Genomic DNA, 13,242 nt, shown 5'->3' with positions numbered 1-13,242 from the left:
AGAAGTCGCGCAACCTGGCAGCCCCCCAATGTGCGGGCATCAGAAGTCGCGGAACTTGGCGGCGTCGGGCATCAGAACTCGCGTAACATGGCAGCGCACGTCGTGCGGGCATCAGAACTCGCGTAACTTGGCAGCGCACGTCGTGCGGGCATCAGAACTCGCGTAACTTGGCAGCGCACGTCGTGCGGGCATCAGAACTCGCGTAACATGGCAGCGCACGTCGTGCGGGCATCAGAAGTCGCGCAACCTGGCAGGAGCCATACCGTGCGTGTCTCATCGTGTGGACAGCACGCGCACGCAGCAGAGGCCAGACCGGTGGAGCGTGAAACGTGAGGATACTGCGGAGAATTGTGCAGGCAAAATGACCTCTGGCACATCGCACGTCGAACAACTATTATTTGAACTTGCGGCTCTGTGTGGGGTGGATTCTGTCTCGACCCACTCTCTGTCGCAAGGAACATGGCTCCCGGTAAGCCAAGCCGGGAGGTACGAGGTTGGAAACCCCGTGCTGAGAACCCCAAGATTTAAGGAGAGAGAATGGCAGAAGAGAAGTACGTACCGCGTCTTAAGCAGCAGTACTACGACACGGTCCGCGACCAGCTGCAGAAGCAGTTTGGGTACGGCAACGTCATGCAGATTCCGAAGTTCGAGAAGATCGTCGTGAACATGGGCGTCGGCGAGGCCGCTACCGACTCCAAGGCCATCGACGGCGCCGTCTCCGACCTGCGCGCCATCACCGGCCAGCAGCCGCTCATCACCCACGCTCGCAAGTCCATCGCAACCTTCCACCTGCGCCAGGGTCAGGCAATCGGCGCTAAGGTCACCCTCCGCGGCGACCGTATGTGGGAGTTCCTCGATCGCCTCATCTCTGTTGCAATCCCCCGTATCCGCGACTTCCGTGGTATCTCCCCCAAGTCGTTCGACGGTCGCGGCAACTTCTCGATGGGCGTCACCGAGCAGCTGATCTTTCCCGAGATCGACTTCGACAAGGTTGACCGCACCCGTGGCATGGACATCACCATTGTGACTACTGCCCAGACGGACGAGGAGGGCAAGGCGCTTCTCGACGCCTTCCACTTCCCGTTCAAGCAGGAGTAAATAACGCACGTTTGTCAGGCGCCCGCCCCACACCTGGGGCGGGCAGGTGTGCCAAGAAGGAGGATTTGTGGCTAAGACATCGATGATCGTCAAGGCGAACCGCGAGCCGAAGTTCTCGACGCGTAAGCAGAACCGCTGCCAGCGTTGTGGGCGTCCCCACTCCGTCTATCGCAAGTTCGGTCTCTGCCGTGTGTGCTTCCGCGAGCTGGCAAGCAAGGGCGAGCTCCCCGGCGTCCGCAAGGCTAGCTGGTAAGGACTGTTGGGGTACCGGCGTCCAGGCGTCCGCGCTAAGGGTGCGGACGAACCAGCGCACAGGTTCATCATGAGCTAAGGAGAAGGATCCATGAAGGTTACCGATCCAATTTCGGATATGCTGACGCGCATCCGCAACGCCAACTCAGCGGGCAAGCCCGAGGTCTCCATGCCCTCGAGCAAGGTTCTCGTTGAGGTTGCTCGCGTCATTTGCGAGGAGGGCTACATTGAGGGGTACTCCGTCGAGGATACCAAGCCCCAGAAGACCCTCTACATTACTCTTAAGTACGGTCAGAGGCGCGCCCGCATCATTCGTGGCATCAAGCGCATCTCTAAGCCGGGTCTTCGTATTTACTCCTCCGCGGACAAGCTTCCGCGCGTTCTGGGAGGTCTCGGCACCGCCGTCATTTCAACTTCCAAGGGCATGATGTGCGACCGCGACGCTCGCAAGATGGGCGTCGGCGGCGAGGTCATCGCCTACATCTGGTAAGTCGGCCGAATCAAGATAGGAGGAGACAATGTCTCGTATCGGCAAGAAGCCTGTCCAGATTCCGGCTGGAGTCACTGTGACCATCGACGGAAATAACGTCACGGTCAAGGGCAGCAAGGGGGAGCTCAACCGCAGCTTCTCTGATTCTCTGACCATCGCCCAGGAGGGCGATACGATCGTCGTTACCTATGACGATGAGTCCACCGAGTCCAACGCCCAGCAGGGCCTGGCACGCACGCTTATCAACAACATGGTCATGGGCGTCTCCGAGGGCTTTGAGAAGAAGCTCGAGCTCACCGGCGTCGGCTATCGTGCCGCGCTGAAGGGTAAGGACCTCGATCTCTCCCTTGGCTACTCTCACCCCGTGATCTACAAGTGCCCCGACAACATCACCTTCGAGGTGCCTGACAACACGCACATCACCGTGAAGGGCATCTCTAAGGAGCAGGTTGGTCAGGTTGCTGCTGAGATCCGCATGAAGCGTCCTCCCGAGCCGTACAAGGGCAAGGGCATCCATTATGAGGGCGAGCACATCCGCAGGAAGCTCGGCAAGGCTGCTAAGTAGTTTCGGAAGCCTGTCTAGTTAAAAGACCGCCACCCCGTCAGGTGACGGCACGTCAAAGGAGAAGGAATGAACAAGACACAGGCTCAGGCCAAGAGGGCTGGTCTTCAGCGTCGTAAGCGCCGCGTCCGCGGTAAGGTCTTCGGCACTGCCGAGCGTCCTCGCCTCGCTGTTCATCGCACCAACGCCAACATCTACGCGCAGATTATCAATGACGTCGACGGCACCACCCTCTGCTCTGCCTCGACCCTGAGCCCCGAGTTCCGCGCCACTGGCAAGATCGGCTCCAACAAGGAGGCCGCTGAGTTCGTAGGCGAGCTCGTTGGCAAGCGCGCGCTGGAGAAGGGCATCACCGCCGTCACGTTTGACCGCGGTGGTCATATCTATCACGGCCGCGTCAAGGCTTTGGCAGACGGTGCCCGCAACGCGGGCCTGAAGTTCTAGGAGGATTCAATGGCACGAGATCGTAAGCGCCAGCAGGACACCGATCTTCAGGAGCGCGTCGTCTACATCCACCGCGTCTCCAAGACCGTCAAGGGTGGCCGCCGCATGTCCCTCGTCGCTCTGGTCGTCGTTGGTGACGGCAAGGGCAACGTCGGCCTTGGCATGGGCCGCTCCACTGAGGTTCCTCTGGCTATCCAGAAGGGCGTCGATGACGCCAAGAAGAACATGTTCCATGTTCCCGTTACTGCTGAGGGCTCTGTTCCTCACACCGTCGAGGGTCACTACGGCGCCGGCCGCGTTCTGATCAAGCCGGCTATCGAGGGTACTGGCGTCATCGCCGGCGGCCCCGTGCGTCCGCTGTTCGAGCTTGCTGGCATCACCAACGTGCTCTCCAAGTCCCTCGGCACTGACAACGCCATGAACATCATCAAGGCGGCGGCTGAGGGCCTGAAGGAGCTCTCCAGCCCCGAGGAGACCGCCGAGCGTCGCGGACTCACCGTTTCCGAGATGTTCGTCGGGAAGGAGAACTAGAGATGGCAGAGAAGACACTCACGGTCAAGCTCGTCAGGAGTGCTGTCTGCTCCGTTAAGAAGGACCAGACTGCCACCTGCCGCGCCATGGGCCTCCGCAAGATCGGCGACACTGCCGTGCTGCCCGACAACCCGAGCGTCCGAGGCATGATCTTCAAGGTCAAGCACCTCGTGACCGTTGAAGAGAACTAGGGGTACCAACAATGCAGCTCAATGACATCACGCCCGCTGAGGGCTCGAGGAAGAACCGCAAGCGCATCGGTCGCGGCAACTCTTCTGGTCACGGCACCACCGCTGGTCGTGGCTCCAAGGGTCAGCTCTCCCGCTCCGGCGGCGGCAAGGGCGCCGGCTTCGAGGGCGGTCAGCAGCCGCTCGCCATGCGCCTGCCTAAGCTCCCCGGCTTCACCAATCACAGCCGTGTTGAGTACGCACCCGTTAACGTTGCTCGTCTTGAGGCGCTGTTTGCCGACGGCGAGACCGTCGACGCCGATGCCCTCGTTGCAAAGGGCGTCATTAAGCACGACTATATCCCCGTCAAGGTCCTCGGCGACGGTGAGCTCACCAAGAAGCTGACTGTCAAGGTGGACAAGGTTTCCGCCTCTGCCAAGGCTAAGATTGAGGCGGCCGGAGGAAAGGTTGAGCCGGCGTGCTAAACGGAATTGCCAATGCCTTTCGCGTGCCTGAGCTGAGGAAGAAGACCCTACTCACTATCCTCATCCTCTTGATTTATCGCGTTGGCGCGTACGTGCCTGTCCCTGGCGTTCCTTTCCAGGACATGCTGAGCGCCTATCAGCTCGGACTGTCCTCGAGCGGCGCCATGGCTGTGCTCAACCTGTTCTCGGGCGGTGCCCTTTCGCGCATGTCCGTGTTCGCGTTGGGCATCATGCCCTACATTACTGCGCAGATCATCCTGCAGCTGTTCCAAGCGGTCATTCCTTCCCTTGGCGAGCTTGCCAAGGAAGGAGAGGCCGGTCAGCGTAAGATCACGCAGTATACGCGCTATCTCACCATTGGCCTTGCTCTGCTCAACGCCATTGCCTACCTGTTCTATTTCAGGAGCTATGGTGTCGACTTCAGCAACATGGGCTTCCCCGAGTGGCTCGAGAACATCATCATTGTTTTCACGATGCTCGTGGGCGCCGTCATCATCATGTGGCTGGGAGAGGTCATCACGCAGCGTGGCATTGGCAACGGCATGTCGTTGATCATCTTCGTCAACATCATGTCCGGGCTTCCGTCGGCGCTTATCTCTTCGGTCACCAACAGCGGCAGCGTTGTGCTCACCGCCGTTACGCTCATCGTGATCATCGCGATCATCCCCATCATCGTGTATGTCGAGCGTGGCCAGCGCCGCATTCCCATTCAGTATGCCAAGCGCGTCGTCGGCCGTAGGGTCATGGGTGGCCAGGCCACCTACCTTCCCATCAAGGTCAATACGGCCGGCGTCGTGCCGATCATCTTTGCCTCGGCAGTACTGTATTTCCCTGCGCAGATTGCAGTCTTCTTCCCCAGCGTCGGTTGGGTGCAAGCAGTTGCCAACGCGCTCTCCTCAGGCTGGCTTAACTGGGTTCTGTCCGTAGTCCTCATCGTGTTCTTCGCGTATTTCTATACGTCGATGATCTTCAATCCTGAGGAAACGGCAGACCAGCTGCGCAAGCAGGGCGGCTTTATCCCGGGCGTAAGGCCCGGTGCCGCAACGGCAGCCTACATCAAGAGCACCATTAGCCATATCACGCTTCCCGGTGCCCTGTTCATGGCAGTGCTGGCCGTGGTCCCCACGATCATCTTCTGGTTCACCAACGATACCCTGATTCAGTCCTTTGGCGGCACGTCTGTCTTGATTATGGTCGGCGTAGCCATGGACACCATCTCCTCGCTGGAGAGCCAGCTCAAGATGCACAATTACGATGGGTTCTTCAAGTAGGTAGATAGGCTGGTCGGACGAGTCGGCTAGACCGACGAGAAGGGGGTTGTTCATGAACATTGTTCTGCTCGGCGCCCCGGGCGCTGGCAAGGGCACGCAGGCGCAGAAGCTCGTTGAGGAGTTTGGGTTTGCCCATATCTCTACCGGAGACCTTCTCCGTGCCGCCGTTAGCGCCAAGACCAAGCTCGGCATTCAGGCCAAGAGCTATATGGATGCCGGCAAGCTTGTGCCTGACGACCTCGTTATCAGCCTCGTCAAGGAGCGTCTTGACGCAGATGACGCCAAGAACGGCTTCATCCTGGACGGTTTTCCCCGCAACACCGCCCAGGCCGTGACGCTTGATTCCGAGCTTGCCGCCATGGACCGTCGTCTTGACGCGGCGCTTCTCGTTTCCGTTGAGCCCGACGTCATCGTCAAGCGCCTGAGCTCACGTCGCACTTGCAGGAACTGCGGCTATACCGCGCCTGCCGGCGTTGACGTGTGCCCACGCTGCGGTGGCGAGATGTACCAGCGCGACGACGACAAGCCTGAGACGATCCAGCATCGCCTTGACGTCTACAACACTCAGACCGCTCCGCTCATCGAGTACTACAAGGGTCACTCGATTCTCAAGGAGGTCGACGGCGATCGTCCTGTCGACGAGGTCTATGCAGACGTGCGGAAGCTCTTGTCGCTCGCATGCTAAAGATCAAGCTTCCTCACCAGATCGAACAGATGAAGGCCGCCGGAGCAGTTTCGAAGGCGGCTCTTCGTCGTGCTGGGGATCTTGCCAAGCCCGGCATCTCGACTATCGAGATTGACCAAGCAGTCGAGAGCCTGATCCGCTCTCGCGGTGGCGTCCCCACTTTCAAGGGCTACGGCGGCTTTCCTGCTAGCATCTGCTCTTCTGTCAACGAGCAGATCGTCCATGGCATCCCTTCGCCTGCCACGACCCTTAAGGACGGAGACATCGTCTCTATCGATACGGGCGCTACGTTTGGCGGCTGGGTAGGAGACAATGCCTGGACCTTCTACGTTGGTAACGTCAGCGACGACGTCAAGGGCCTTTGCGAGTGTGCGCGTGACTGCCTGGAGGCTGCCATTAAAGAGGCTATCCCAGGTAATCGCTTGGGAGACGTTGGGGCCGCCGTTCAGGAGCTGGCCGAGGCCAATGGCTATGGCGTTGTTCGTGACTATGTTGGACACGGCGTCGGTCGCGTGATGCACGAAGACCCTGAGGTTCCCAATTACGGCAAGCGGGGTCGTGGAGTAAGGCTCCAAATTGGCATGGTCATAGCGATCGAGCCAATGATCACCATGGGAACCTATGAGACGAAGGTCCTCAACAATGGGTGGACCGTCGTCACCGCGGATGGCAAGCCCGCAGCGCATTACGAGAATACGGTTGCCATCACCAAGGAAGGGCCCGTTGTCCTCACCCAAGACGAGCTTGGTCCTTGGTGTCCGATGCAAGGCGGAGAAAAGGCTGAGCCATGATGTGCTGATTCAGTGCATCTTGGACAGTCTTGTACGAATTCGGTATGATTATTGGTCGCTGTCACAGCGTGGAGAGGGTCAAATTTGAGCAAACAGGATGCAATAGAGCTTGAGGGCAAGGTGGTTGAGCCGCTGCCCAATGCAATGTTCAACGTTGAGCTCGAAAATGGTAAGACAATCCTCTGCACCATCTCCGGAAAGATCAGGATGAACTACATCCGCATCCTTCCCGGAGACAAGGTCATCGTCGAGATCTCGCCGTATGACCTTACAAGGGGACGCATCACCTACCGCTACAAGTAGGGGGTGCGTTTCAGCCGCTCTTTGGTTATTCACGCCTGCGGCTGGGCGAGTAGATAAACGTGGGCTAGCTCCACCTGGTCCACCTTTGTACTACCAGTACGTGTAAGAAGCACTACCGGAAGGAAGACACATGAAGGTACGTCCTTCGGTCAAGAAGATGTGCGACAAGTGCAAGATCATCCGTCGCCACGGAAAGGTCTATGTCATTTGCGAGAACCCGCGCCACAAGCAGCGCCAGGGCTAGAGAGGAGCTTCAAGTTGGCCCGTATTAACGGCGTCGACCTGCCGCGCGACAAGCGCGTTGAGGTCGGACTTACATACCTGTACGGCATCGGTCAGACGAGGGCTACGAAGATCTGCGCAGAGTGTGGCATTGACCCCTCTACCCGCGTTAAGGATCTTACTGAGGATGAGGTCACCAAGATTCGTGACTATATCGATGCTAACTACACCACCGAGGGCGATCTTCGCCGCGAGGTGAGGCAGAACACCGCCCGTCTGATGGAGATCGGCTGCTACCGCGGCCTCCGTCATCGTAAGGGGCTCCCCGTCCATGGTCAGCGCACCCACACGAACGCACGCACCCGCAAGGGCAAGCGTCGCCAGATCGGTGCAAAGAAGAAGGCGTAGGGAGTAGACAATGCCGCAGAAGAAGAATGCCCGCACCACGCGCGTCCGTCGCGCTGAGCGCAAGAACATCGCTGTGGGGCAGGCTCACATCAAGAGCACGTTCAACAACACGATTGTCTCTATCACCGATCCCCAGGGCAACGTGATTTCCTGGCAGTCCGGTGGCACCGTGGGCTTCAAGGGCTCTCGTAAGTCCACCCCGTTCGCTGCCCAGCTGGCCGCCGAGGCCGCTGCCAAGGCAGCTATGGAGCATGGCCTCCGCAAGGTCTCTGTGTACGTCAAGGGCCCCGGCTCTGGTCGCGAGACCGCCATCCGCTCCCTCCAGGCCGCAGGCCTCGAGGTTTCGGGCATCCAGGACAAGACCCCCATTCCGCACAACGGTTGCCGTCCGTGCAAGCGTCGTCGCGTGTAGCTAGGAAGGACACCACTAATGGCAGTTGACAGGACCCCTGTCCTCAAGCGGTGCCGTCAGCTCGGCATCGATCCCGTCGTCATGGGAATCAACAAGGAATCTCATCGCCAGCCTAAGCAGCGCAGGCGTCAGGAGAGCGAGTACGGCCAGCAGCTTCGCGAGAAGCAGAAGGCTAAGTTCATCTACGGCGTTCTCGAGAACCAGTTCCGTGGTTACTACGACCTCGCACTTAAGCGTGAGGGCATCACGGGCGACAACCTTATGACCATTCTCGAGTCTCGTCTCGATAACGTGGTTTTCCGTCTTGGCTTTGCCCGCACCCGCAAGGAGGCTCGCCAGACTGTTCGCCATGGTCACATCCAGGTGAATGGCCGCCGCGTCGACATTCCTTCGTATCAGGTCAAGGCCGGCGACGTTGTGAGCGTGGCCCCCAAGGCCAAGGACCTTCTCCCCATCAAGGAGGCCCTCATTTCCTCCGAGCATATGGCTGTGCCTGCGTGGCTCGAGGTCGATATCGAGAAGCTTCAGGGAACCGTCCTTCAGCTTCCCACGCGCGACCAGATTGACCTCGACATCGATGCCCAGCTCATTGTCGAGCTCTACTCCAAGTAAGCTCGGCCAGTTTGGAGGTAGCAATGTCCGAATTCATTCGGCCAACGGTGTCGGTCGAGGAGATCAACGAGAACCTTGCGCGTGTCAGCGCCGAGCCGCTCGAGCATGGCTATGGCGATACGCTTGGCAACTCGCTTCGCCGCGTGCTGCTCTCCTCTCTGGAGGGCGCCGCCGTGGAGGCCATCCAGATCGACGGCGTGCAGCATGAGTTCACGACGGTCGAAGGCGTCTACGAGGACGTTACCGACATCGTTCTGAACGTCAAGGGTCTCGTGTTCCGCAACATGGGTACCGGCGACGAGGCCACGGCCTTCATCAACGTCGATGGTCCCATGACCGTCACCGGCGGAGACTTTGACATCCCCGCCGAGTTTGAGCTGGTCAACCCCGACCACGTTATCTGCTCTCTCGGCGAGAATGCGCACCTCTCCATGAAGATGCGCATTGGCGTTGGCCGCGGCTATGTCTCTGGCGAGGACAACGAGCGCGAGAGCGACCCCATCGGCATTATCCATGTCGACTCTCTCTATTCGCCCGTTCGTCGTTGCGCCAAGACCGTTGAGCCGTGCCGCGTTGGTCGTCGTACCGACTATGACCGTCTGGTTCTCGAGGTCGAGACCAACGGGTCCATCTCGCCGCGCGACGCAGTTGTCGAGGCTGCAAACATCATCAACCAGCACATGAGCGCCTTTATGGGGCTGGCCGAGGAGGACGAGCCCGTCGAGGACGAGTCCATCTTCGCTACTGGCACCGAGGAGGACAATGCCGAGCTGGACAAGCAGATCGAGGACCTCGACCTTTCGGTTCGCTCGTACAACTGCCTCAAGCGCGCCGGCATCCATTCGGTGCGCCAGCTCGTCGAGTACTCCGAGAATGACCTTCTCAACATCCGTAACTTCGGCGTTAAGTCCATCGAGGAAGTCAAGGACAAGCTCGAAGCCATGGGCCTGTCCCTCAAGGCGTAGCGCCTCTTTTCGCATAGGAGATTTTGATCATGAGACACAACAAGAAGAGGGGCATGAAGCTTGGCACTGATGCCAGCCACACCAAGGCCATGAAGAAGAGCCTTGTTGCTGCCCTGTTCGAGAACGACCGCATCAAGACGCTCGACTCTCGCGCCAAGGCTATCCGTGGCGACGTCGATAGGGTTATCACGTGGGCCAAGAAGGGCGATCTTCACTCCCGTCGCCTTGCCATTGCCAAGGTCGGCGACGCCGAGCTCGTCCGCGAGGTCTTCGAGAAGGCCGCTCAGGGCATGTGGGCCGACCGCAACGGCGGCTATACTCGCATCATGAAGCTTGGTCCCCGCAAGGGCGATGGCGCTGAGGTTGTCATCATGGAGCTCGTGACCGAGCCCGTCCAGCCGAAGGAGAAGAAGGCTTCGAAGACCACCGTCACCAAGGTGGAGGAGGCTCCCGCCAAGGAAGAGGCACCTGCAGAGGATGCTGAGACCAAGGAGGAGGCTCCCGCTGAGGAGACTGCTGACGCCGAGGCTCCCGCAGCCGAGTAGCTCACGCACCAAGTACGTCAAAGGAGGCCTTGCCCAGGCGGTGAGGTCTCCTTTTTTCTCTAGTGCCTTGGCCCAGGCTGCGGCTGTGCTGACGGGCTGGCTGTGCGCTCCTGGCTGCCATGCCAAGACGCTGGGTGGTTCATTTTTGCCTGCTCGCAGCTGTTGGGGCGTCTCTGCCGTTACTTGGGTGCTTGTTGCGTGTTTGGCACCGAGACATTGAATTTGAGCCCGCAAAACGCCTCACAGCGGCTCATGATATGTTCCAGCAGAAGGTCGGCCAGCAATAAGGAGGCAGGTCGTGCCGATTGAAAAAATCATCTCGCGCCCCTCACGAGAAGAGCGCGACATGCCTTTGGTCAATGGTGCCCCTGCGGCAGGCACGCTCGTGGTTCGACTTGGCTATCGAGGGGCTGGCTTCAGCGGGTTTGCCGAGCAGCCAGGGCAGCGCACGGTTGAGGGGGAGCTGCGCCACGCCTTGGAGACCATTTTCCGCCGGCCGTGTGAGCTGGTCTGCGCTGGCAGAACCGATGCGGGCGTGCACGCGCTTGACCAGTACGTGAGCGTTCCCGTCAGCGTAGAGGAACTTGAGCGACCTGGAAGGTCGTTGCTCCGCTCCCTTGTCGCGCTCACGCCCGACGACATCTCAATTCGTGCGCTGCTGCGCTCGGACGCCCTCTTCTCGGCGCGCTTTGACGCCACCTCTCGCAGGTATCGCTACAGAATCTCTTCGGGTGAGGCCCGCCCTGTTCTGTCGTGGGACCACGCCTGGTGGTATCGGGGCTCCTTGGACGTCGACGCAATGAACGAAGCTGCTCGGTGCTTGGTAGGGGAGCATGACTTCAAGAGCTTCTGCAAGGCTTCCTCTGCGGAGGGAAAGACGACCGTTCGCGACCTTCTCTCCGTTGACGTCTCTCGTGTCGAAGAGGCGGGAGAGCCCCTCGTTGCGATCGACGTCTGTGGAAATGCGTTCTTGCACAACATGGTGCGCACGATTGCGGGAACCCTTGTGGAGGTGGGGCGAGGCCACAGGGATGCGGCTTGGGTAGCCCTTGCGCTCGCGGCACGTGATCGACGCGCCGCGGGTCCGTGCGCCCCGGCTAAGGGGCTCACCTTTGTCGGTGTCGAATTCCCCGAAGGGCTGCTCCGCTCGTGGGAATAGATACGAGGAGAGTATTCACGCTTATCGGAGGATGCACACTTGAACCTGTTCGTAGACGTTCTAATCGACTCAGCAATAGACACGCTTGAGCTCGTGCCATTTCTGTTCCTTACCTATCTGGCGATGGAGGCGCTCGAGCACACCACCAGCGGCAAGATGGAACGCCTTGTTTCGCGTGCGGGCCATTACGGGCCCCTCATCGGCGGCGCTCTCGGCGTGCTTCCGCAGTGCGGCTTCTCGGCCATGGCGGCGACGCTCTATTCGGCCGGCATTGTGACGGTGGGCACGCTCATGGCGGTGATCCTTTCGACGTCTGACGAGTTGATTCCTGTTTTCATCGCTCACCAAGAGCCGGTCCCTCAGCTGCTCAAGATCCTTGCGGTCAAGATGGTGATGGGCATCGTCGTGGGGCTTGTGGTGGACCTTGTCCTGCGCGCCCTGCGCAAGGTCGACGGAATCCACCCTCACATCCACGACCTCTGCGAGCGCTCTCACTGCCATTGCGATGAGGAGGGCGAGGGTCGAGAGGAAGCCGGCCGCGCGGGCCACGCAGGCCATGACCATGGTCATGGGCATGGGAAGCTGTCAATCGTGCGCGCGGCAGCCATCCATACCGTCCAGGTGCTCGGCTTCATTTTCCTGATCACGCTCCTGTTCGGTCTTCTCATCGAGGGCGTGGGGCAGGACACGGTTGCAAGCCTCGTGTCACAGCATCCCGTTAGGGCAACGCTGGTCGCGGCGCTTGTGGGGCTCATACCCAACTGCGGAGCCTCGGTCACCATCGCCGAGCTCTATCTTGACGGCGTCTTGGCGGCTGGTCCGATGATGGCGGGGCTTCTCTCTGCCGGAGGCGTCGGCCTTCTCGTTCTCTATCGCACGAACCCTCATCCTCGAGAAAACATAGCGATTACCCTTGCGATATACGCCGTCAGCGTGCTTGCCGGACTTGTTGTGAGCGCTTCAGGTATGCTCTTCTAGAAGTGCGCTCCCTGCCTTTTTCGCTGCGGGCGCAACAAAGATGGAAGGGGGAGCGCAATGCCGCATCAGCGTGAGCGTTTTGAAAGGACCGACGTCCCAAAGGAAAACCCGCACCGCACCCAGATCGCCCTTGCTGTCATCGCGGCCGTGTTTATCGGTACGGCCATAATCGTGAGCTCGCTGTGGAGCCGCGCGCAGGCGGAATCCCACCTTGGAGACTCGGGTCTCAGCTCGTCTATCAACTCGGCCAGCTCCGTCTCCGACCTTGGCTATCAAACATCGTCGGACACATTCACGAACGTGCTCCTCTTGACCTCCGACACTCTGAACAGCACCGACTCCGGCGGAACGACGCTTGTGTCCGCCGAGCTGCTCGTCTTTGACGCGACAACAAATACTGGATCGCTCGTTTCGATTCCCGTGGAGACGGCGGTTACCTATAACGGAACCGAGCAAACGCTGGGCGAGCTTTTCAACGCGTCCGGCGCAAAGGCATGCGTCTCGCCCGTCGTGTCTGCGACCAACATCTCCATCTCGCACGTGATAGTCTCGACAAGCGACGTCTGGGACGAGGTGGCCTCTCTTTCTGGCATGGGGGCGAGCTCGCTTGTGAGCCGTGCCTCCGATTTCTTGGCGTCCATCTATACCGACATGGACTCCACGGGGCTCCTCGACCTTGCCGAGAAGGTCAACTCCGCTGGGACGGACAATTTGCAGCGCATCGACGCGCCGACGACAGACGAGGTAGATGACAGCGGAGCATCAACAGGTAGAAAGCTGATTGACCAAGTTTCGCTGGGCCTCTCCGTTGGCACGTTGGTCCAAAGCTAGCAACTGCGGCAAACCTGCGTCGACCAAACAA

General features: G+C 59.7%; 21 protein-coding genes. All 21 read left to right on the top strand.

What is annotated here, in order from left to right; translation table 11 throughout:
* Positions 1 to 537 precede the first annotated feature (537 nt).
* Positions 538 to 1,098 carry a 50S ribosomal protein L5 gene (rplE, locus tag ACOYJL_RS06085; protein WP_433569332.1) on the top strand — a complete coding sequence of 187 codons (561 nt, stop codon included), beginning with the start codon at positions 538 to 540 and terminating at the stop codon, positions 1,096 to 1,098.
* A gap of 67 nt (positions 1,099 to 1,165) precedes the next feature.
* A complete protein-coding gene (locus tag ACOYJL_RS06080; protein ID WP_032110525.1) occupies positions 1,166 to 1,351 on the top strand; it encodes a type Z 30S ribosomal protein S14 in 186 nt (61 codons plus the stop codon).
* 90 nt (positions 1,352 to 1,441) lie between these two features.
* Positions 1,442 to 1,840, top strand: coding sequence for a 30S ribosomal protein S8 (gene rpsH, locus ACOYJL_RS06075; RefSeq protein ID WP_433569331.1), 399 nt, complete (start codon positions 1,442 to 1,444; stop codon positions 1,838 to 1,840).
* Between the two features lie 28 nt (positions 1,841 to 1,868).
* The gene (gene rplF / locus ACOYJL_RS06070) at positions 1,869 to 2,405 is read left to right on the top strand and encodes a 50S ribosomal protein L6 (protein ID WP_433569330.1); all 537 of its coding nucleotides are present in this window, start codon (positions 1,869 to 1,871) and stop codon (positions 2,403 to 2,405) included.
* A 66-nt stretch (positions 2,406 to 2,471) separates the two neighbouring features.
* Positions 2,472 to 2,846, top strand: a complete 375-nt coding sequence (gene rplR / locus ACOYJL_RS06065; RefSeq protein WP_433569329.1) for a 50S ribosomal protein L18 — start codon at positions 2,472 to 2,474, stop codon at positions 2,844 to 2,846.
* 9 nt (positions 2,847 to 2,855) lie between these two features.
* Complete coding sequence (gene rpsE / locus ACOYJL_RS06060) at positions 2,856 to 3,377, top strand: 30S ribosomal protein S5 (protein ID WP_433569328.1); 522 nt, start codon at positions 2,856 to 2,858, stop codon at positions 3,375 to 3,377.
* A gap of 2 nt (positions 3,378 to 3,379) precedes the next feature.
* Complete coding sequence (gene rpmD, locus ACOYJL_RS06055) at positions 3,380 to 3,568, top strand: 50S ribosomal protein L30 (RefSeq protein ID WP_433569327.1); 189 nt, start codon at positions 3,380 to 3,382, stop codon at positions 3,566 to 3,568.
* Positions 3,569 to 3,579: 11 nt separating this feature from the next.
* Positions 3,580 to 4,029: a 50S ribosomal protein L15 gene (rplO, locus tag ACOYJL_RS06050; RefSeq protein WP_433569326.1), complete on the top strand. Its 450-nt coding sequence runs from the start codon at positions 3,580 to 3,582 to the stop codon at positions 4,027 to 4,029.
* Entirely contained in the window at positions 4,023 to 5,300 is a 1,278-nt protein-coding gene (gene secY, locus ACOYJL_RS06045; RefSeq protein ID WP_433569325.1) for a preprotein translocase subunit SecY, read from the top strand. The genes rplO and secY overlap by 7 nt, the downstream gene beginning before the upstream one ends.
* 52 nt (positions 5,301 to 5,352) lie before the next feature.
* A complete protein-coding gene (locus ACOYJL_RS06040) occupies positions 5,353 to 5,985 on the top strand; it encodes an adenylate kinase (protein ID WP_433569324.1) in 633 nt (210 codons plus the stop codon).
* Positions 5,979 to 6,776, top strand: a complete 798-nt coding sequence (gene map, locus ACOYJL_RS06035; protein WP_433569323.1) for a type I methionyl aminopeptidase — start codon at positions 5,979 to 5,981, stop codon at positions 6,774 to 6,776. The genes ACOYJL_RS06040 and map overlap by 7 nt, the downstream gene beginning before the upstream one ends.
* Before the next feature lie 84 nt (positions 6,777 to 6,860).
* Positions 6,861 to 7,079 (top strand): translation initiation factor IF-1, encoded by a 219-nt coding sequence (infA, locus tag ACOYJL_RS06030; RefSeq protein WP_433569322.1) that lies wholly within the window; start codon positions 6,861 to 6,863, stop codon positions 7,077 to 7,079.
* Between the two features lie 130 nt (positions 7,080 to 7,209).
* On the top strand, positions 7,210 to 7,323 hold the full coding sequence (rpmJ, locus tag ACOYJL_RS06025; RefSeq protein WP_013252436.1) for a 50S ribosomal protein L36: 114 nt from the start codon (positions 7,210 to 7,212) through the stop codon (positions 7,321 to 7,323).
* A gap of 14 nt (positions 7,324 to 7,337) precedes the next feature.
* Positions 7,338 to 7,709, top strand: coding sequence for a 30S ribosomal protein S13 (gene rpsM / locus ACOYJL_RS06020; protein ID WP_433569321.1), 372 nt, complete (start codon positions 7,338 to 7,340; stop codon positions 7,707 to 7,709).
* Positions 7,710 to 7,719: 10 nt separating this feature from the next.
* Entirely contained in the window at positions 7,720 to 8,121 is a 402-nt protein-coding gene (gene rpsK / locus ACOYJL_RS06015; protein ID WP_433569320.1) for a 30S ribosomal protein S11, read from the top strand.
* An 18-nt stretch (positions 8,122 to 8,139) separates the two neighbouring features.
* Positions 8,140 to 8,733, top strand: coding sequence for a 30S ribosomal protein S4 (gene rpsD / locus ACOYJL_RS06010; RefSeq protein ID WP_433569319.1), 594 nt, complete (start codon positions 8,140 to 8,142; stop codon positions 8,731 to 8,733).
* A gap of 23 nt (positions 8,734 to 8,756) precedes the next feature.
* Positions 8,757 to 9,698, top strand: coding sequence for a DNA-directed RNA polymerase subunit alpha (locus ACOYJL_RS06005; RefSeq protein ID WP_433569318.1), 942 nt, complete (start codon positions 8,757 to 8,759; stop codon positions 9,696 to 9,698).
* A gap of 29 nt (positions 9,699 to 9,727) precedes the next feature.
* Positions 9,728 to 10,243: a 50S ribosomal protein L17 gene (rplQ, locus tag ACOYJL_RS06000; RefSeq protein ID WP_433569317.1), complete on the top strand. Its 516-nt coding sequence runs from the start codon at positions 9,728 to 9,730 to the stop codon at positions 10,241 to 10,243.
* Positions 10,244 to 10,589: 346 nt separating this feature from the next.
* The gene (gene truA, locus ACOYJL_RS05995) at positions 10,590 to 11,402 is read left to right on the top strand and encodes a tRNA pseudouridine(38-40) synthase TruA (protein ID WP_433569333.1); all 813 of its coding nucleotides are present in this window, start codon (positions 10,590 to 10,592) and stop codon (positions 11,400 to 11,402) included.
* 39 nt (positions 11,403 to 11,441) lie between these two features.
* A complete protein-coding gene (locus ACOYJL_RS05990) occupies positions 11,442 to 12,380 on the top strand; it encodes a putative manganese transporter (protein WP_433569316.1) in 939 nt (312 codons plus the stop codon).
* 57 nt (positions 12,381 to 12,437) lie between these two features.
* The gene (locus ACOYJL_RS05985; protein WP_433569315.1) at positions 12,438 to 13,211 is read left to right on the top strand and encodes a hypothetical protein; all 774 of its coding nucleotides are present in this window, start codon (positions 12,438 to 12,440) and stop codon (positions 13,209 to 13,211) included.
* Positions 13,212 to 13,242 lie beyond the last annotated feature (31 nt).

The organism is Tractidigestivibacter sp., assembly GCF_050946515.1.
Classification (GTDB): Bacteria; Actinomycetota; Coriobacteriia; order Coriobacteriales; family Atopobiaceae; genus Tractidigestivibacter.
The sequence above is the reverse complement of the archived record's forward strand: the minus strand, read 5'-3'. Positions and strand labels throughout refer to the sequence as shown.